The sequence below is a fragment of the Bacillus sp. ISL-18 genome (assembly GCF_018613415.1).
Taxonomy (GTDB): Bacteria; Bacillota; Bacilli; order Bacillales; family Cytobacillaceae; genus Neobacillus.
Genome location: NZ_JAGGQG010000030.1, coordinates 101,373 through 118,709, shown reverse-complemented (window position 1 = coordinate 118,709; position 17,337 = coordinate 101,373). Strand labels below are relative to the sequence as shown.

General features: G+C 36.5%; 23 protein-coding genes and 1 other RNA gene. 14 read left to right on the top strand and 10 right to left on the bottom strand.

Going from position 1 to position 17,337, the window contains the following annotated elements:
- Nucleotides 1-126: 126 nt before the first annotated feature.
- Nucleotides 127-1,350 (bottom strand): Bcr/CflA family efflux MFS transporter, encoded by a 1,224-nt coding sequence (locus J7E81_RS28475; protein WP_215047541.1) that lies wholly within the window; start codon nucleotides 1,348-1,350, stop codon nucleotides 127-129.
- A gap of 263 nt (nucleotides 1,351-1,613) precedes the next feature.
- On the opposite strand from J7E81_RS28475, the gene J7E81_RS28470 reads away from it, so the two are divergent.
- From J7E81_RS28470 to J7E81_RS31025, 4 genes are all read left to right on the top strand, one after another.
- Nucleotides 1,614-2,054 (top strand): MarR family winged helix-turn-helix transcriptional regulator, encoded by a 441-nt coding sequence (locus tag J7E81_RS28470; protein ID WP_215047540.1) that lies wholly within the window; start codon nucleotides 1,614-1,616, stop codon nucleotides 2,052-2,054.
- A gap of 258 nt (nucleotides 2,055-2,312) precedes the next feature.
- Nucleotides 2,313-3,344: an NADH:flavin oxidoreductase/NADH oxidase gene (locus tag J7E81_RS28465; RefSeq protein WP_215047539.1), complete on the top strand. Its 1,032-nt coding sequence runs from the start codon at nucleotides 2,313-2,315 to the stop codon at nucleotides 3,342-3,344.
- Nucleotides 3,345-3,372: 28 nt separating this feature from the next.
- On the top strand, nucleotides 3,373-4,197 hold the full coding sequence (locus J7E81_RS28460) for an aldo/keto reductase (RefSeq protein ID WP_215047538.1): 825 nt from the start codon (nucleotides 3,373-3,375) through the stop codon (nucleotides 4,195-4,197).
- Between the two features lie 232 nt (nucleotides 4,198-4,429).
- Nucleotides 4,430-4,558, top strand: coding sequence for a hypothetical protein (locus J7E81_RS31025; RefSeq protein ID WP_285292065.1), 129 nt, complete (start codon nucleotides 4,430-4,432; stop codon nucleotides 4,556-4,558).
- Nucleotides 4,559-4,614: 56 nt separating this feature from the next.
- On the opposite strand, the gene ffs is transcribed toward J7E81_RS31025, so the two are convergent.
- An RNA gene (ffs, locus tag J7E81_RS28455) (signal recognition particle sRNA large type) lies at nucleotides 4,615-4,880 on the bottom strand.
- Between the two features lie 150 nt (nucleotides 4,881-5,030).
- Here ffs and J7E81_RS28450 point away from each other — a divergent pair.
- The 4 genes from J7E81_RS28450 (at nucleotide 5,031) to J7E81_RS28435 (ending at nucleotide 8,226) form a co-directional block, all read left to right on the top strand.
- Entirely contained in the window at nucleotides 5,031-5,570 is a 540-nt protein-coding gene (locus J7E81_RS28450; RefSeq protein ID WP_215047537.1) for a hypothetical protein, read from the top strand.
- A gap of 82 nt (nucleotides 5,571-5,652) precedes the next feature.
- Nucleotides 5,653-5,943 (top strand): hypothetical protein, encoded by a 291-nt coding sequence (locus tag J7E81_RS28445; RefSeq protein ID WP_215047536.1) that lies wholly within the window; start codon nucleotides 5,653-5,655, stop codon nucleotides 5,941-5,943.
- Nucleotides 5,944-6,131: 188 nt separating this feature from the next.
- Nucleotides 6,132-6,440 (top strand): hypothetical protein, encoded by a 309-nt coding sequence (locus tag J7E81_RS28440; protein WP_215047535.1) that lies wholly within the window; start codon nucleotides 6,132-6,134, stop codon nucleotides 6,438-6,440.
- 184 nt (nucleotides 6,441-6,624) lie between these two features.
- Nucleotides 6,625-8,226 carry a glucose PTS transporter subunit IIA gene (locus J7E81_RS28435; RefSeq protein WP_215047534.1) on the top strand — a complete coding sequence of 534 codons (1,602 nt, stop codon included), beginning with the start codon at nucleotides 6,625-6,627 and terminating at the stop codon, nucleotides 8,224-8,226.
- 122 nt (nucleotides 8,227-8,348) lie between these two features.
- On the opposite strand, the gene J7E81_RS28430 is transcribed toward J7E81_RS28435, so the two are convergent.
- Both J7E81_RS28430 and acpP read right to left on the bottom strand, forming a co-directional pair.
- Nucleotides 8,349-8,807: a hypothetical protein gene (locus tag J7E81_RS28430; RefSeq protein ID WP_215047533.1), complete on the bottom strand. Its 459-nt coding sequence runs from the start codon at nucleotides 8,805-8,807 to the stop codon at nucleotides 8,349-8,351.
- A gap of 109 nt (nucleotides 8,808-8,916) precedes the next feature.
- The gene (gene acpP, locus J7E81_RS28425) at nucleotides 8,917-9,144 is read right to left on the bottom strand and encodes an acyl carrier protein (protein WP_215047532.1); all 228 of its coding nucleotides are present in this window, start codon (nucleotides 9,142-9,144) and stop codon (nucleotides 8,917-8,919) included.
- A 252-nt stretch (nucleotides 9,145-9,396) separates the two neighbouring features.
- Here acpP and J7E81_RS28420 point away from each other — a divergent pair, with 252 nt between their 5' ends.
- The gene (locus tag J7E81_RS28420) at nucleotides 9,397-9,567 is read left to right on the top strand and encodes a hypothetical protein (protein ID WP_215047531.1); all 171 of its coding nucleotides are present in this window, start codon (nucleotides 9,397-9,399) and stop codon (nucleotides 9,565-9,567) included.
- Nucleotides 9,568-9,657: 90 nt separating this feature from the next.
- Here J7E81_RS28420 and J7E81_RS28415 read toward each other — a convergent pair whose 3' ends face one another.
- A complete protein-coding gene (locus J7E81_RS28415; RefSeq protein WP_215047530.1) occupies nucleotides 9,658-10,149 on the bottom strand; it encodes a CBO0543 family protein in 492 nt (163 codons plus the stop codon).
- Between the two features lie 712 nt (nucleotides 10,150-10,861).
- On the opposite strand from J7E81_RS28415, the gene J7E81_RS28410 reads away from it, so the two are divergent.
- Nucleotides 10,862-12,508: a copper resistance CopC/CopD family protein gene (locus J7E81_RS28410; RefSeq protein ID WP_308162300.1), complete on the top strand. Its 1,647-nt coding sequence runs from the start codon at nucleotides 10,862-10,864 to the stop codon at nucleotides 12,506-12,508.
- Between the two features lie 71 nt (nucleotides 12,509-12,579).
- Here J7E81_RS28410 and J7E81_RS28405 read toward each other — a convergent pair whose 3' ends face one another.
- From J7E81_RS28405 to J7E81_RS28395, 3 genes are all read right to left on the bottom strand, one after another.
- On the bottom strand, nucleotides 12,580-13,395 hold the full coding sequence (locus J7E81_RS28405) for a hypothetical protein (protein WP_215047529.1): 816 nt from the start codon (nucleotides 13,393-13,395) through the stop codon (nucleotides 12,580-12,582).
- Nucleotides 13,396-13,603: 208 nt separating this feature from the next.
- Nucleotides 13,604-13,693 (bottom strand): YjcZ family sporulation protein, encoded by a 90-nt coding sequence (locus tag J7E81_RS28400; RefSeq protein ID WP_215047528.1) that lies wholly within the window; start codon nucleotides 13,691-13,693, stop codon nucleotides 13,604-13,606.
- A gap of 63 nt (nucleotides 13,694-13,756) precedes the next feature.
- Nucleotides 13,757-13,873 (bottom strand): YjcZ family sporulation protein, encoded by a 117-nt coding sequence (locus J7E81_RS28395; RefSeq protein WP_215047527.1) that lies wholly within the window; start codon nucleotides 13,871-13,873, stop codon nucleotides 13,757-13,759.
- Between the two features lie 437 nt (nucleotides 13,874-14,310).
- Here J7E81_RS28395 and J7E81_RS28390 point away from each other — a divergent pair, with 437 nt between their 5' ends.
- Nucleotides 14,311-14,448 carry a hypothetical protein gene (locus J7E81_RS28390; protein WP_215047526.1) on the top strand — a complete coding sequence of 46 codons (138 nt, stop codon included), beginning with the start codon at nucleotides 14,311-14,313 and terminating at the stop codon, nucleotides 14,446-14,448.
- Between the two features lie 147 nt (nucleotides 14,449-14,595).
- Here the strand turns inward: J7E81_RS28390 and J7E81_RS28385 are convergent, their stop codons facing one another.
- On the bottom strand, nucleotides 14,596-14,739 hold the full coding sequence (locus J7E81_RS28385; protein ID WP_215047525.1) for an anti-repressor SinI family protein: 144 nt from the start codon (nucleotides 14,737-14,739) through the stop codon (nucleotides 14,596-14,598).
- Between the two features lie 210 nt (nucleotides 14,740-14,949).
- Here J7E81_RS28385 and J7E81_RS28380 point away from each other — a divergent pair, with 210 nt between their 5' ends.
- Nucleotides 14,950-15,123 carry a DUF3934 family protein gene (locus J7E81_RS28380; RefSeq protein ID WP_215047524.1) on the top strand — a complete coding sequence of 58 codons (174 nt, stop codon included), beginning with the start codon at nucleotides 14,950-14,952 and terminating at the stop codon, nucleotides 15,121-15,123.
- Nucleotides 15,124-15,195: 72 nt separating this feature from the next.
- Here J7E81_RS28380 and J7E81_RS28375 read toward each other — a convergent pair whose 3' ends face one another.
- Nucleotides 15,196-16,266, bottom strand: a complete 1,071-nt coding sequence (locus tag J7E81_RS28375; protein WP_215047523.1) for an AI-2E family transporter — start codon at nucleotides 16,264-16,266, stop codon at nucleotides 15,196-15,198.
- A 355-nt stretch (nucleotides 16,267-16,621) separates the two neighbouring features.
- Here J7E81_RS28375 and J7E81_RS28370 point away from each other — a divergent pair, with 355 nt between their 5' ends.
- The gene (locus J7E81_RS28370) at nucleotides 16,622-17,017 is read left to right on the top strand and encodes a VOC family protein (RefSeq protein ID WP_215047522.1); all 396 of its coding nucleotides are present in this window, start codon (nucleotides 16,622-16,624) and stop codon (nucleotides 17,015-17,017) included.
- A 42-nt stretch (nucleotides 17,018-17,059) separates the two neighbouring features.
- Nucleotides 17,060-17,275, top strand: a complete 216-nt coding sequence (locus tag J7E81_RS28365; protein ID WP_215047521.1) for a hypothetical protein — start codon at nucleotides 17,060-17,062, stop codon at nucleotides 17,273-17,275.
- Nucleotides 17,276-17,337: the final 62 nt, after the last annotated feature.

The window sequence follows — 17,337 nt, the reverse complement described above, 5'->3', positions numbered from 1 at the left end:
TGCCGATGCTGTTAGGACTGAGATTGCCTCCCTATATGAAAAATGGTCCTCATGAAAGTTCATGAGGACCATTTTTTTTAATGTTCAATTCTAGGCCTATTCCTCAATAAAAACAGTAAATAAACCTTAAGCATGTAATCGAATAACTTGCGATGGTGCTTTCTTTTTAGTAAGTGTAAAAAAGAAAATGCACCCGATAGAGGAGGTAATAAACAAGATCGCACCCATTGGTACTGCTGTTGACTCATTAATCCCAACGAGTGGAGATACAATCGAACCAATTAGTAATGGGAGCATGCCTAAAACCGCACTTGCACTCCCTGCACGATGACCTTGTTTTTCCATCGCTAGTGTAAATGAACTTGTTAATATCATTCCAATTGTAGTCATGTAGATAAAGATAGCTATAACAATAGCAGATAATGGTCCTTCAATCACCGTCATCACAAGCAAGACAAATGTTGCACAAACAGCGGTAATAACAGCGATCCGAAGCAGATTTCTTTCAGGAACAATCCCAGCAAAGCGCCCAATAAGAAAACTGCCGGTGATAATGGCAAGACCGTTAATACCAAATAAAATACTAAAAACTTGTGGCGATACGTCATAAATTCCCTGGTAGACGAAGGGCGTCCCCGATACATAAGCAAAGCTGCCGCCATGAACAAAACCGACGATCAAGGCATAGCCAATAAACGAACGATCCTTAAACAAACTCCCCATTGATCGTAAAGAATGTCCAACTGAGCTTGGAACTCTTTTTTCGAGCGGTAATGTTTCCTTTAAACGCAGGGCCACTACTAAGACGATAAAAACCCCGAGAAAAAATAAGAAATAGAATATCGTATGCCAGCTTGCAAAGGGTATAAGCAGTATTGCTCCGCCTGTCATGGGTGCAATCATTGGGGCTGTTGAATTGATGACCATTAAAAGGGCAAAGAATTTCGTCAGTTCTTTACTGCTAAACACATCACGTACCACAGCCCGTGAAAGGACGATTCCCGCTGAGGCAGTAAAGCCTTGTATAAATCGGGCTGTTATCAATATGATAATATTGGGAGCAAGCGCACAGAAAAGGGACGCTAATGCAAATAAAGAAATGGAAACGATTAATGGTTTCCTTCTCCCCTGGGCATCACTGATAGGTCCAACAATCACCTGACCAACAGCCAGTCCAATTAAACACGCCGTTAAACTCAGCTGCACAAGCGAGGCACGTGCCCCAAAGTCATGTCCAATACTAGGGAAGCTTGGTAAATACATATCAATATTAAATGGCCCAAGCATTCCAAGCAAACTAAGCAGGAAGGCTAACCCCAATCGCTGTTTCCCTGTTGGATTATGAACCATAAACCTCACACCTTCCAATCTCGTTTTCTTGTTGCGTGTATCGAAATTTTCGAAAGACTAAAAATGAACTTTTCACAGTATACCATAAGAAATAGTTTTATAAGTTGAAAAACAAAAAAATTCAATTCTTAAAATGAAGAATTCAACAGGTACAATTGACTATCAATTTACTTACTTGGTAGTATAAAGGGTAATTAAAGAATAAATCGATAAAATCTACAAGGCATAATAGCCTTTTGGAAAAACCAGAATAGGTGGTACATATGGAATCCATTCGCCAACTAATACCTAATTGGTTATCATTCTCCAATTTGCATATAAAAATCACAAATGAGTTAGAAAGCAGCCTTCAACTGAATCATAAATTATCACTGAACGAGTTTTACGTTCTCTTATTTTTGTATGAAGCACCTGATAAAAAGTTAAAGTTACAGCAACTACAGAACTTAGTCGGATTAAGTCAAAGCGCCATGTCTAGGTTAGTAAGCCGATTTGAAGCGAGGGACTGTGGTGTATTAAAAAGAAATATCTGCATAGACGACCGAAGGGCGATTTACACTTCCTTAACACCCGAAGGCGAAGAAAAGCTTAAAGGGGCAATCATTACATTTAATCAAACACTTGAAAGGACTTTTTCAAAAGATAAGGTCCAAGAAGAATTAGAAAAACTAATGGATCAATTAAAAGCAGATGGGACGAAGTGAAAACTGGATGCGCAACTCAATTCGGGTAACTTTGTTCCCATTTTTTTGTTAAGGAAACATCTTACTTGACGTGTGGTTTTGGCGTATGTTAATTTGTATGCATGCACATACATTTTATTTATGTGACTCATAACTTAGCATTTTTTAGATGAGAAAAACCGGTTAAAATGGAGAAAAAAGTAGACGCTAAATGTTGTTATATGTCTTTTTAGCACAGCCTAATTCTTGCAAATGCTAATCGATCGAAGGAGTGTTCACATGGAACATTTATTTACACCTTACCAGTTAAAAGGACTGCAATTGAAAAATCGAATTGTAATGCCACCGATGTGTCAATACTCGGTTACCAATAAAGATGGAATAGCGACAGATTGGCATTATGTGCATTACGTTAGCCGGGCAATTGGCGGTGCCGGCTTAATTATTATTGAAATGACGGATGTGGAACCAGACGGCCGAATTTCTGATTATGATTTAGGTTTATGGTCAGACGAACATATCGCTCCATTAAAACGGATTGTAGACGCCTGCCATCAATATGGAGCTAAAGTTGGGATTCAGATAGCTCATGCGGGAAGAAAAGCGGAAGATGCAGAAGTACCCGTTGCTCCATCAGCCATTCCATTCGACGAAAATTCGAAAACACCAAGAGCCCTGTCTACAGAAGATATAAAAGATATGGTAGAAAAATTCCGCCTGGCTGTACAACGAGCTATAAAAGCAGGATTTGATGTAATCGAACTCCATGGTGCCCACGGATACCTGATTCATCAATTTACATCAGCTTACACAAATAAACGAACAGATGAGTACGGACAGGAATTAACCAAATTTGGCAAAGAAGTCATTCAGGCTGCAAAAAGTGAAATGCCTGAAAATATGCCATTAATCATGCGCATTTCTGGAAGAGAATACGTAGAAGGCGGTTATGGAATCGACGAAGCGATTGAATTTTCCAGAGTTTATCAGCAGGCAGGCGTAGATATGTTCCATGTAAGCGCAGGGGGAGAAGGGCCAATCGCTGCGGCCGGAAGACCTGGAACGCATGTTGCGTACCAAGTCCCATTAGCTAGAGCCATTAAGGAAGCACTAAATGTCCCTGTAATCGCTGTAGGAAGACTAGATGAACCAGGGTTAGCAAACGCTGTGATCGGCAACGAAGACGCGGACCTTGTGGCAGTCGGAAGAGGAATGTTAAGAAATCCATATTGGACCTTAGAAGCCGCATCCGCCCTTCGGAAAGAAACAGAAGTCCCAAGACAGTATATACCAGGATTCCCAAATCGCTAGAACGATATCGTGAAAAGGAGCAAATATCATGAATTTTGTTACGTTAAACAACGGATTAAAAATGCCTCAGCTTGGTTTTGGTGTGTGGCAGGTTGAAGATGATCAAGCCACTGCTGCAGTTAAAACGGCAATCCAAGTAGGTTACCGCTCCATCGATACGGCGATGATCTATCAAAATGAAAAAGGCGTGGGAAAAGCAATTAAAGAATCATCTCTTCCCCGTAAAGAATTATTTATTACGACAAAAGTCTGGAATAGTGACCAAGGGTATGAAAATACACTCCGTGCGTTTGAAGAAAGCTTAGAAAGATTAGGACTGGACTATGTCGATCTTTACTTGATTCATTGGCCCACTCCTCAATTTGACCAGTATGTGGATACCTATAAAGCATTAGAAAAGCTTTACCGCGATGGCCGCGTAAAAGCTATCGGTGTTTGTAATTTTGAAATACAACACTTAAAGCGCCTTTTAAAAGAATGTGAAGTAGTACCGGTGCTAAACCAAGTGGAATGCCATCCTTACCTTGCCCAAAATGATCTAAAAGAGTTTTGTGCAAAGCATAACATCTTTATAGAAGCGTGGAGCCCGCTGGATCAAGGTGGAGAAGTGCTCCAAGATGTAGTGGTTCAACGAATTGCTAAATCCCATGATAAGTCACCAGCTCAAACCGTTTTACGGTGGCATTTACAAAACAATACGATTGTCATTCCAAAGTCGGTTACAACATCTAGAATCGAAGAAAACTTTCAAGTTTTTGATTTCGAACTGACTTCTGCTGAAATGAATGAAATCAATCAGATCAATCGCAATCGGCGTAAAGGTCCAAATCCGAACGAGATGAATGTTCGATAGGGGAGAGTGGGGAAAAAACCGCAATCCTGCCGAAATCCATTCCACCCCAGCTTTAATACCAATTGAAAGGTAAGATATACAAAAGACGTGTGAACCTCACACGTCTTTTTCTTATGTCATCAAAGATAATCGAATAGCTTAGCCATTAGAAAGCAAACTAAAATAGTGGGTGCCATTCAAGAATAGAAAAAGCATCCTTGACGAAACAAAACTAACAAATATGAGGTGCAAAATGACTAAAAACAAAAAAAGCAGATTTTCAAAAAATAAAAAAGGCGCGCCAGTTGCTGATGTAGAATTTGACAGAGAAAATGGACTCGAAAAAATGGCGATAAAATCTCAACAAAATCATAACCAGTAAATCTAGTTAACCAAAAAAACTCATCCAAATGGATGAGTTTTCGATTATATATGTAACCGTGCACCTTCTGTCGATTAATCTCCATAAGCGTTGCAAAAAAAAGATAACTCAGCACAGGCAACCCTTCGGCACATGAGAGCTTCCACTTAATGCTGCTTCCTTCCGGACCTGACATAGTTCATGGATTCCCATTGCGAAGGACCAAGACGTCAACATCACTTTTTTAAGACTGACCCTACAGCGAATTAACCTAGAAAAGGAATTCAACCCCGCTGGAGCGGATTGCGAGTACAGGGCACCGCTACCTCCCCGTCTAGCACGATACATTCATTATACATCCAGTGTGAAAAAATAACATTATACTTTCTCTGGAAAAACGACCTAATTTTTCTAAGTTTAAAATCAATTGTTTGATTCTTATCCTTAAATGTTTCTATAAAAATTGGGTAATCTAAAAAAGGAGGGTTTGCTTATGATCGTTTATCATGGTTCCTTAAAAAAATTTGACCACTTTACACAAACAACCACCATTCCACGATTACCAAACGATATTGATACGATTGGATTTTGGTTTGTGTCAGAAATGAAGGCAGCGAAACCTTTTGCATTTGGAACCGAGACGGTTATTGAAAAATCAAAAACTGAGTTTTGGGACGATGGGGAACCGAAAGTCGTGCAATATGAAAAACCTGTCCGCGGCTTTATCTACAGAGTGTTTATTGATGAACCAAACCTAAAGGAATATGAATCATATGAATCGTTTATGAGTGATCGCGACCCCTTTTGTGATTATTTTGCAACCAAGAGGGGAAACCTTACTTGGAAGGACCAAGCTACTCTCTTAAATAAAGAGGAAGCCAATGATAAATTTCGAAAACAACTTTTAAAACAGCAATATGAGGGTTTTACAGTACGAAACACACAGCTGCAAGGTGATTCGGCCGACCTGTTTTGTATTTTTTTACAAGAAAATCTTTTCATTGCCGATGTAATATCTGTGGATGATGTATAGAAAAAATATGTTCAATTCTCTTGTACATCCAAAATTCTAATTATGGAGAAAATAACAAAGCTAAAGAAGGATGGTGATGATCATGTCTTTTACATATAATCTGTACAGCTCAAAAGAAATTGGGTTTACAAAATCCTATCATATTAAATGCGATATTCCGCCCCATAAATTCCGGTCCATCATGATGGAATTCCGTAGAAATGGTGAAGAAAATATGGAGGCTTTTGTTCAGTATATGAGGAATACCTTTCCAGATACGTTCCAACTTTTTGAATATGACGATGTGTTACAATATGATGCAGATCAGGAAAACTCTGCTATTCTGGCAAATCTCTTATCAAATGGACAGGATGACTTTCATCATCTGCTATAATTTTATTTATCAGACAGATTTTTCGTACTGTAAACGAATCCGAGCATAATTGGAATGAGACAGCTTAAAAAGGTAAAGTTATTTTTTTAGATTTCCAGCCAATTCAAAAGAAAGAATCATCCCTCTATCAGAATTTTAGCAGATTATGTTAAAATAAATAGAAAAAGAAAAGGTAGGTAGAGGGAAATATGAAATTGATAGTATCCAAGAAAGATATTGCGTATTTTCTAAATAACTTCTTAGACCTCGCTGAATTTGATCAACAGGGGAATAAACATTATTTTATATTCCAAGATCATATCCGAAATGGGGATTGGACATTAATGTTTTATCCAGACGAAGAGAAATGGACCATTCATGGTAAAGGGTTAGATTATTGTGATGAAAGTGAAAAGGAATTAACTGGGACAGAATTAACTTCATTTTTGTATAAGAGTAGAAAGTATGTGAACAACGAGTTGAGAAATAAAAAGGCAGTAGAACCATCTTACCAATAATTCCTATATTTTATTAAAGGAGATACTTCGGTATCTCCTTTCTTATGTTTAACGAAGATTAATATTTATGAATGAGATTTGAGAATGGTTGTGTCCTTTATTGCTAAAAATAAATGGGAGGTTTATTAAAGAGGGTATTATTCCAAAAACTCAACCGTAAAACTACGAGCAAGGAGAACACAACATGAACGCGATTAATACGAGTGATGGTACAGTAGAAAAAAAAGAAACCGTGATGAATAAAATTTTAGGAACAGTCAGTGGAAGTTTTGCACCTATTTTAGGCGTGCTTGCTGGATCTGGACTTATTACGGCTCTATTATCGATTTTGATCTCATTAGGATGGTTATCTCATGAGAGTGGTACCTATGCGATCTTTTCTGCAGCTGGGCATGCTATTTTTTACTTTTTTCCGGTTTTTTTAGGGATTACATTAGCGACAAAGCTAGGAGCGAATGGCTTTGTCGGCGGTGCGATTGGCGGCGCACTTTTAGAGCCGCATTATACAGATTTGGTAGCAGCAAAGGCCCAAAACGTGGAGTTCTTAGGAGTTCCAGTGATATTGGCGAACTACGCCTCCACCGTTTTTCCGATTTTGATTGCTGTTTCTATTTATTCCTTATTAAATCAGCTTCTTAAAAGGGTTATCTATAAAGACTTACAAATGTTCGTTAATCCACTTGTTTCCTTAATTGTAATTGTTCCCTTGACTGTTCTTATTTTTGGTCCATTTGGTACATATGTTGGTGAGGCATTGGCAATTCTAATTCAATTTTTAAGTGCAAGAAGCGGTCTTTTAACAGGTGCGGTGATGGGTGCTGCATGGTCCTTTCTGACGATATTAGGCCTTCACTGGGCGGTTATTCCGATATTTCTTGCCAACCTTGCATCGAAAGGTTTAGATCCACTTAGCCCAATGGTTGCTGCAGCTCCATTCGCTCAAATGGGGATGGCTCTTGGGGTTTTCTTCAAGACTCGAGATAAAGACTTGAAAACACTTGCTGGATCGGGGCTTATTCCAGGTGCCTTAGCAGGTACAACAGAAATCATCACCTACGGTCTTTTAGTACGCTACAAACGAACCATGTTGATTGTTGCCATAGCAGGGGCAATTGGCGGAGCGATAAACGGGACATTTGGGGTAAAAGGGACTGGATTTGCGCTCCCAAGCTTCTTGTCCATTCCAGTCTTTACACCGATCGGATTATATTTGATTGGTACGTTAGGAGCTTTAGTGATTGCACTAGTTTTGACACTTGTCTTGGGGTATGAAGGAAAGAACGACACCGTCGCTGCTAAAACGGTTAAAGAATTTGGTATCTCGAATGTGCAGCGGGAAATCATTGGAAGTCCATTAAGCGGAGAAATAGTTCCATTAAGTAAAATTTCAGATCCTCTTTTTTCTACGGAGACGGTTGGAAAAGGGATTGCGATTGAACCAACAAAGGGTGAAGTGGTCGCACCTGTTGATGGAGTTGTTACGACTTTATTTCCAACCGAGCATGCCATTGGGATTACCTCAGAAGGCGGAGCAGAAATCTTAATTATTGTGGGAGTGAATACCATTAACTTAAAGGGTAAATTTTTTACTTCACATGTAAAACAATGGGATGTGGTAAAACGTGGTGACTTGCTAATTGAATTTGATATAGAAAACATTAAGGCGGCAGGCTATGATGTAAAAACACCTGTTGTCATCACCAATACCAATCAATATTTAGATGTGTTGCCTGCCAATGAAGGAAAAGTTACCGCAAAAGATGAATTAATCAAGCTGTTTGTATAATCTTACCCTTGAGGAAAATTCTTTTTAATGTTTTCCTAGTAATAAAAAAAAGGGAAGTCTCTCATTGCACTAGTGCGATAGGAGACTTCCCTTTTTGTTAAAAGAATATATTTTTACCTATTTTATCTACGGATTTTTGAACGTGTTATAAAGTTTTGGAAGCCGTAAATAACAATAGCATAAATAATAGCTGTGTAAAAAATGTGTTTGGGCTTAAAGTTGACTAATTTAAAAACGTTTAGCTTCTGAGACAGCCAACTTACAGGAAAAGCAAGAAATAAATCCATTAATAAATTAGTGATTGCATAAAGCCAAAATTTTCTGAAGGTAAAACGAAAGAACAAAATAGTTCCAACAAAGAATGGTCCAAAAATAAAACTAAAATCATTAAAAAATTTATGTAGTAGTCCTCCCTTTACTGTCCACCATTTAAATGGAACGGCTAAAATACTTTCGATTACTAATAGTATTGAAGCAAATATTGCTACCGGGGTATAGGTTTTCAATGTTTTTTTTGGAATAAAGAAAAGAGTTGACCAAGAAATTAACAAAAGTCCAATTCTAATTAGGTTGGGTAACATGTTAACACGCCTTTCCCTTTTATCGTGCTAAAAACAAAGAAGAAATATGTATTTTAGTTTCTTCATTAATAGAAATAAAAAAGAGCATCCATTCGATGCTCTTTTTGTGTTAACGGTTTTGAATATAGTTTACAACATCACCGACCGTTTGAAGCTTTGCGGCGACTTTGTCACTAATTTCAATCGCAAATTCATCTTCAATTTCCATCGTCAAGTTCACCATATCAAGTGAATCAGCTTCGAAATCATCCTTGAATGATGCTTCTGGTCTGATATTCTCCAATTTGACACCCAGTTGGTCTGCAATAATTGGCTTTAACTTTTCAAATGTAGTCATGGCGGAATCCTCCTAAATAGATCATAAGCTCAATTATAACAGTCAAATTAGGAAGGGGAAACCGCTTTTTGACTGTTTTTTTATCGATCAAAGAGCTACTTTAAATGATTCATTTACTTGTATTCGGGTATATACTTTAACAAAATGAACTACCTTTAAGCAAATTCTCTTAAGTCATGGGTAGAACGGAGTAACGGCACATTTAAAAAAGGTACAAACGACATGAAGTTAAAATGAACAGGAGGAAGTTTAATGGAGATTCTAGATTTCGGTGTTTGGTTTCAGTATTTCTTGTTAATTATTAGCGGATGTTTAGGTATGATGCTTATATTATTGGTCTATTCCAATCGATACATTCGTGAAAAAATTAATCAAATAGAGCAAAATGATGAAGGCATAGATACTTTTACGGAATTTCACTAACGTGTTTGTTAAAAAAGAAGGTTTCCCGAAAGTTTAACTTTTAGGGAACCTTCTTTTTTATACATTCGTTAAACAAACACAAAAAAGGCATCACTTGGATGCCCCTAATTGACTGAAATTCTTACTCATGGCGGTTTTATAAGCTACATAATAGATAGATGCATAAAAGGGAACAGAGTACCCAACTTTCCAATTTATAGGATCATACAAGCCAAGCCATTTAAAAATAGGTTCACCGATAAAAGCGGTAATGCTTCCAAAAATGAAACCAATAATCCATGGATTTTTATTATAAAACTTTTGTATTAGAAACATTATGGTTATTGGCATTAACGAAAAATCAAAAGGAATATAGGATGGAATAATCGGTGTAACAGGTTTTGGGTAATTCCATGCAGATAACTGAATTCCTGCATTGTCCAATGTTAAAGAAATAAGAGCTACAATGGAACCCGCGTAAAGTAATCGACTGGTGCTTTTCTTTTCTCTTAAAACAATCCATACAATCCACGGAATGAATGTAAGTATAATACCCAGCCACCATTCCCAAGTAAATAGTACTTCATGCTTCCATGCAAACATTCTGTGATCATAAGCTTTATGGTATTCCCAAAAAGATTTATGCATCCCTTGAAATGAGTGAATGAGAGGTTCCTCCTGTCATGTATAAGCTAATACTATACTATTGCCATTTAAATAGTAGAATAAACAAATAAATGTTGCGCTACGAGGAAAAATAAAATATGAATCCAAAACGATTCTAAGGATAAATAATACAAATAATGGTAAATTGAAGAATTGTCGGTAAAAAGACACAGACCTTTGAGTTAATTTACACTATGATAGATGTAGAAACTCGAAGGATGTGAATTCTTTGGATAAGATAAGAGTAATTTATAAGGGCAAAGAATACATGATAATCCACCAATATGCCTCTGGTTATTGTGAAATTGCTGAGCCAACAAAAGGTCAACATGAAATAGAACTTGTTCATTTCTCTGAATTAACATTAACATTAAATAAATAACTTTTTTGATCTTCTAACAGGATCGCCGCGGCGGTCTTTTTTATTTCTTAATTGGTGAGCAGTAAAGAGGGGAGGCACCGTTGAGAATAATACATAATTTGAACTTCATTTTTGGTAACAAAAGCGATTGAATTAAACTTTTACTCAAAATAATCATGTGTTACTTGTTTAAATCGAAAAATTATCCTAATGTATATTTGTTGACGTAAATTTAATAAAGAACAGGAGTTTGATATGCGGCCATTTCAAAAAGAGGGAAGTAATAGGGTGAAACAGCTTAAATACAGCAGCTTGATTATGACGGTATTATACCTTTTTATCTTTTTTTATCCTTCACTTGTTTCAGCACATGCGTACATACTTAAATCTACCCCATACGAAAACGAAATCATACAAGAAGCACCAAAAAAGGTATCTATTGAATTTGATGAGAGAATTCAGACGTCTTTTAATTCTATAGAAGTGTTTGATTCATCAGGTAAGCGAGTGGACCAGAAAAATGGAGGGGTTAATGCTGAAAATCCATCCATTATTGAATGTAATTTAGATGAAAGTCTCCCTAATGGCACCTACAGCATCCAATGGCGAGTGGTTTCTAGTGATGGTCATCCAGTACAGGGGGTGATTCCATTCCAAATTGGAAATGGAAACGCCCAAGACAGTTCAAATGATCATGAATCCAAGGGCTATAGCCCAAAAATTGATCTTATCATTATTCGCTGGCTCCAATATATGAGTAATGCGTGTTTCCTTGGAATCCTCTTCTTTAGCCTTTTTGTTCTTCGTAAAGAATTAATAAATGATACATGGGTGTTAACTATTATAAGTAAAATAGCAAAGCTTTCCATCATGATATTAGCTCTAAGTATGATTTTGAGTTTACCATTGCAGGCAACGATTGAATCGGGTTTGAGCTGGGGGAAGGTTTTAAGCGTTGAAGTATTTAGTGATATCCTAGAGAACACGTTTTTTGGAGAAATATGGATTCTTCAAATCTGTTGCTTGTTTTTCGTTTTTATTGCTGCATACTTCATACAAAAAACAAACTTCAAACCGTTATGGATGTGGGTTTCCTTTATTCTTGGCACCGGCTTGATCCTATCAAAAACATTTACGAGTCATGCTGCCTCGTCTACAAATGTTTATCTAACCATTCCGTTAGATTTTATTCATTTACTTTCTGCTTCGATTTGGATAGGGAGTATCGTTACTCTAGTAGCTTTGATCCCTCTGAGTAGAAAGACGGATACAAAGACACTGTATTTTGACACAATCCATAGATTTTCTAAATGGGGAGTCTTATTCGTCCTCCTGTTAACCACTAGCGGGTTTTTTAGTAGTATTTCCTTTATTCCTAATCTTCGGAGTCTTTTATTTACTGATTACGGACGTGTGTTGTTAGGCAAGGTTTTTCTCTTGATGATCATGATGGTTTTTGCTGCGGTTAATTTTGTTAAAGGGAAACGAAACAGAGAAAAAGGCTTGACCTCATCCTTATGGGGAGAATTGATAACAGGATTATCGGTGTTAATTCTTTCAGTCTTATTAACCAATTTGCCCACTGCTATGGCGTCTCCAGGTCCGTTTAAGGAAACGAATAAAGATAATCAGGGAAGTAGCATTACTTTTGAAGCGACTCCTAATGTTATAGGGGAAAATGATTTCGTCTTATCATTGAAAAACAAAAAAGGTCAGCCTATGAAGGGGATTGAGCAAGTAACCCTTACGTTTACATCGTTAGAAATGGATATGGGTGACGATACTAAGACCTTAATAAAAGTCCAAAATGGCAAATATGAAGGACAGGGAATGAATTTCAATATGGCAGGTCGTTGGAACGTACATGTCCATGTTCTGACCAAAGATTTAGAAACGATTGATACTGACTTCAAAGTGAGAGTAGGCAGTCAATAAAATAAAGAACCATACAAGGAGAAAAGAAGATGGAAAAAACCTGTTCATAGCTTGAACAGGTTTTTTCATGTCTATTCAACATTAAGTACAAATGGAACAGTCAATATATGTCCATTGACATTAAATTGCCCCCAGACTTTGTAAACGCCCTTTGTGGGGAAATAGGTCATAAAAACAACTTTAGGACCTGTTCCTTTCGGGTACAATGGGTGAATATGCATGAACAGATTAACATCCTTATCAATAGCGACCGCATGACCAACCGTACCTAGGTAGGGCTGTAAGTTTTTAATAGGTTTATTCGTAGCAGTATCAGATAAAGTGAAGTTCATATCGATATTTTTCTTTGCTGCTAGTTTCTCATCAAAAGTAAGGGTTACTTTTGTTCCATCAATCACTTTTGATCTTTCTGTTTCAGGTTCAATCGGTTTTGGCAGGGGGGGAGAACCCTGTACCGTTAACCATTGATTTTCAATACTGTAATCACTGGCCCCAACAGGTGTCATCTCAGCAATGAGTTTATAGTCACCGCTTGCAGGAAATTTAGTTGTTATCTCGAAACGGCCATTGCCCTTGAAGGTGGGGTGGATGTGGTCAAAGTAAGAAAGGTCCTTGCTGACTACTACTAAGTGCATTTTTTTAGTGCTAACCGTTTCAAATTCCTTTATTGGCTTATTGTGTTTATCCTTAATAAGAATAGAGATTGTCACTGACTGATTAGCGCTAATGTGATCAGGTGCGGTCCATTCTGAACGTGTTTCTTCTCCAGTAAGGGGCTTCATGTTCATCATTTGTTTTTGATCTGTGTGCATAGGGACTCTGGCTGAATTACAAGCAGTTAATAATAAAAAAGTAAACAATAGGAGAACAATAAATATCTTCTTCAACGTTAGCCCCCTTTTCACTGCAAAAATTGTTTTAAAAGTATAGATATAACTTACCATAATAAACCATGTTGTAAAAATAATATAGATTTTTTTATAGTACAGCGGATTAATAAAAAAGGAGCCCGAAGGCTCCTTGATTCATGTTAAAACCATTAGCGTTAATAGAATCGGCTTTTTCCCTATCGAACTCAAATTGTTTCTGTACAAATTAATAACCTCTCATAAAAGAAGATCCTACAATGATAAGGAGAATAAACAATACGACAATTAAAGCAAAACCATTTCTTAATCCATCCATGTGCAACACCTCCATTCCTTGCTAAAATAGGAAATGACATAGACCAAAACAAACGGCTTTAAATTAAACCCAAGCGCTCAGAACAATGATTAATAGAATGAACAAAACAACGATTAATACAAAGCTGCTGCCGCCATAGCCACCGCCATAGCCACCACCGTAGCCATAAGATCCCCACATATTATTTCACCACCTATTTGACTTTTTTGAAGTATTAACTTCTATATATATATATTTCTTAACATAAAGGATGATTGGACAAGCGTCACAATGTTATTTAGAAATCAGCGATTTTCTTATACCATTTTTTAAAAAATAAAAAAAGCGTCTGCAATCAATGCAAACGCTTCATTTGGAGGTATTTAATGCTTGGTGGTATTGATAATATATGCATTTAGAATCAAATGGAATGGACAAGTGCCATCTAAAAGTAAATTAGTAAAGGGATATTTTTAACAATTCTGCACATGCGAACAAGTTTTTAACAAATTAAATAATCAATTTGATATAATGAATTTTTAATGATTATGATAAGAATAATAGAAAGCAGAGAAACCTGTCTAAAAATGTTTCTTTGCAAGCATATTACTGATTTATCGTCAAACGGAGGAGAAATTATGAGCAAAATAGAGGAATTAAAACAGGAATTACAGGTCTTGACCAGCCGGCGGGATCGGATGCAGAAGAACCTTTATGAGGTAGAAAAACGCATTAATGAGATAACAATTGAATTGAAAAAAAACAATAAAAAGTAGTCGTTTCATTGTCCAGGGTTTTAATGAATCACGAATCAAAAATCAATTAGCCTTTAAAACAAAATTTACTTATTTTTTGTTTGTAAAGGCTTAATTTTATCTATAGTGAAACAATTCTAGTTTAAACAGTATATCGGTTTGTTTATTTTAATAAGTCAAACCTTTGTTTTGCCTTTTGTCTTTCTCTTTTATTAAAAACTTTTTAAAGTCTTCTTTTTTTATGCCTGATTTCATGGCTTCTTTTACCAGTTCAACCCATTCTTTAGGATAATCAAGCTCGTTTGTTTTCATGGGAAACCTCCTTCTAATTTATTTACTACAGGAAATGATTCAGTGAGGCTATCTTTTATAATATTCGAAACAATTGGATTGTTTTTGTGGGCAGAAGCATGGATTACTGAAGAGATCATGTTACTTAAGGACTTAATAATTTTAATAACAGAGTCAAATGATGACTAAAACTAGATAGGTAACTCAACCAAATGATTAGGAGATGATGATATGAGTAAAGCTAAAGGAAAAGGTGGAACAGGCAGAGGAACAGGCAAGAAGGGTTGGAATCGTTGGCAAGCCAGCGCAAACAAAGCAAAGAGTGCAAAACCTTATAGTAGTAAAGGTACCAAAAAAGCGGTGGTTGACCAGGAGCCAACTTTAAAAGGACAAAAGATTGATTAATTTCCTCGTTATGGTCTAAAATGATCAAAATAAAACAGACCTTCACTGTCCGTGAAACTCTGTTTTATTTTGCTATCTATTCTCAATTTTTCTCAGTTTATAAAAACGAATGACATTTTTAAGGGTTACTTTAACAACAGAATAGAGTGGGATGGCAATTATGATTCCTACAAATCCATAAATAGCCCCTGAAATTAACAAAATGAAAATGACTGTTAATGGATGGAGATTCAGTTTTTTTCCCATAACTCTTGGTGTAACAAAATTTCCATCTATTTGCTGTGCAACAATGACAACGAATACGACTTTCAAGACCATAAACGGACCTTGTAAAAGTGCGACAATGATGGCCGGGACCATTCCAATCACAGGGCCAATAAAGGGTACAATCGTCATACACATCGCGAAAATGGCAAGCACTAGACTATTGTTCAGACCAATCATGCAAAAACCAATATACATCATGATTCCATCCGATAACGCTATGAGGCATTGTCCGATGATATAAGCGGATAAAGTCTTATCGATATCAGCCAGAATTAAATTTCCCTCTTCCACGTGTTCAACGGGAAGATTCTTTAAGAGAGCAGGCTTTAGTTTCTCGCCATCTCGTAAAAAATAAAAAACGATAAAGGGAACCACTGCAAGCACCGTTGCAATACTAGTGACAATGGATAGGATATTCGTGATATTTTGTTCGATATGCTGTAATAAGGAGTTTGAGAGGGAACTTGCTTTTTTCTCAATCATTCTTAATGAACTATTACCCAAGCTATTATGCTTAACTATATCATGGGAAACATCTGAGATCTTATCAAACTTATTTGGAAATTGCTCCGAAAGCTGCTGGACTTGTTGTGCAATAGGAGTACCAGTAAAATGAACAAAAAGATAGCCCGCCCCGATGAATAGTAGATAAACAATCAATATACTCATATTTTTGCTGATATATTTGGAAAAAAAGGTTACAAATGGCCTCATAATATAATATATGATTCCGGAAATGAGGATGGGAAAAAATATCGTCGCAATTAATTTTTGAAACGGCCATACAAAGTAATCGATTTTGCCAAATAAGAAAATGATTAATAAAATTAACAAGGTTCCTGTTGCATATTTAAAAAAAGGTCTCGTAATCCACATACCAACCCCCCTAGAAGTTTTTAATTAGGTCTCTATTTAACTAGCCTCTTTTCGTTCATCATAAACCTATTAAGAAAAATCTCCTCACGAATGATTGATGAGTTAAAAACAGAGGTAACTAACACGGCATTATACTGTATAGCCGTAACCGCATCCTAAGAAAATAAACGGCTATCATCCTTTTTTTGGGATTTCAATTCGGGACAATTCAGCAAAGAATAGATGACGGATTGAATTATTCTGTTGGGAAATCTATAATTAAAGGAAATTCAACTAGGATTGCCCACTATTGATCCTATTAAAAGGGCAGAAGACTATAAAGGATCTGATTAACTAGTTAAAGGAGTCGAATACAATGGGAAAGGTTACACCATTTCTAATGTTTCAAGAGGGAAATGCAGAAGAAGCAATGAATTTTTATACGTCAATAATTGAAGATTCACATATTACAAGCATCGATCGATATGGAGCAAATGAGAGTGGGGATGAAGGAACTGTGATGATGGCTTCTTTTTCCTTAAAAGGGCAGGAATTTATGTGCATTGACAGTAATGTGAAACATCAATTTTCCTTTACTCCTTCATTCTCTATCTATGTCACTTGCGATTCGGAAGAGGAAATCAATAACCTTTATCAAACACTTATAGATGGTGGACAAGCTTTAATGCCAATTGGGGATTATGGTTTTAGCAAGAGGTTTGGCTGGTTAAATGATCGGTTCGGAATATCGTGGCAATTAAATCTTTCCTAGTGAAGTTAAACCAAATTTCTTAGTGAAACAGCAGGTAAAAACATGAAGGTATATAAACTCAAGAAAAATTTTAATGGTCTAAAAAAAGGAACACAATTTTATCTAATTGCTGAATCTGAATTTATCGGTGTGAAAGATTATGTATTACGTACAATGGATTTATCGTTTAGAATATCAATAAATGAAACAGATTTTCATAAAAATTTTCGTTTGTTGAAAGATAAAAGAAGCGTGAATTTAGTAGAAAAAGGACCGTAGGAACGATCCTTCTTCTACTATTGTACCAGTTTACTTGGTTTTGTCATTTACAGTTTTCATCA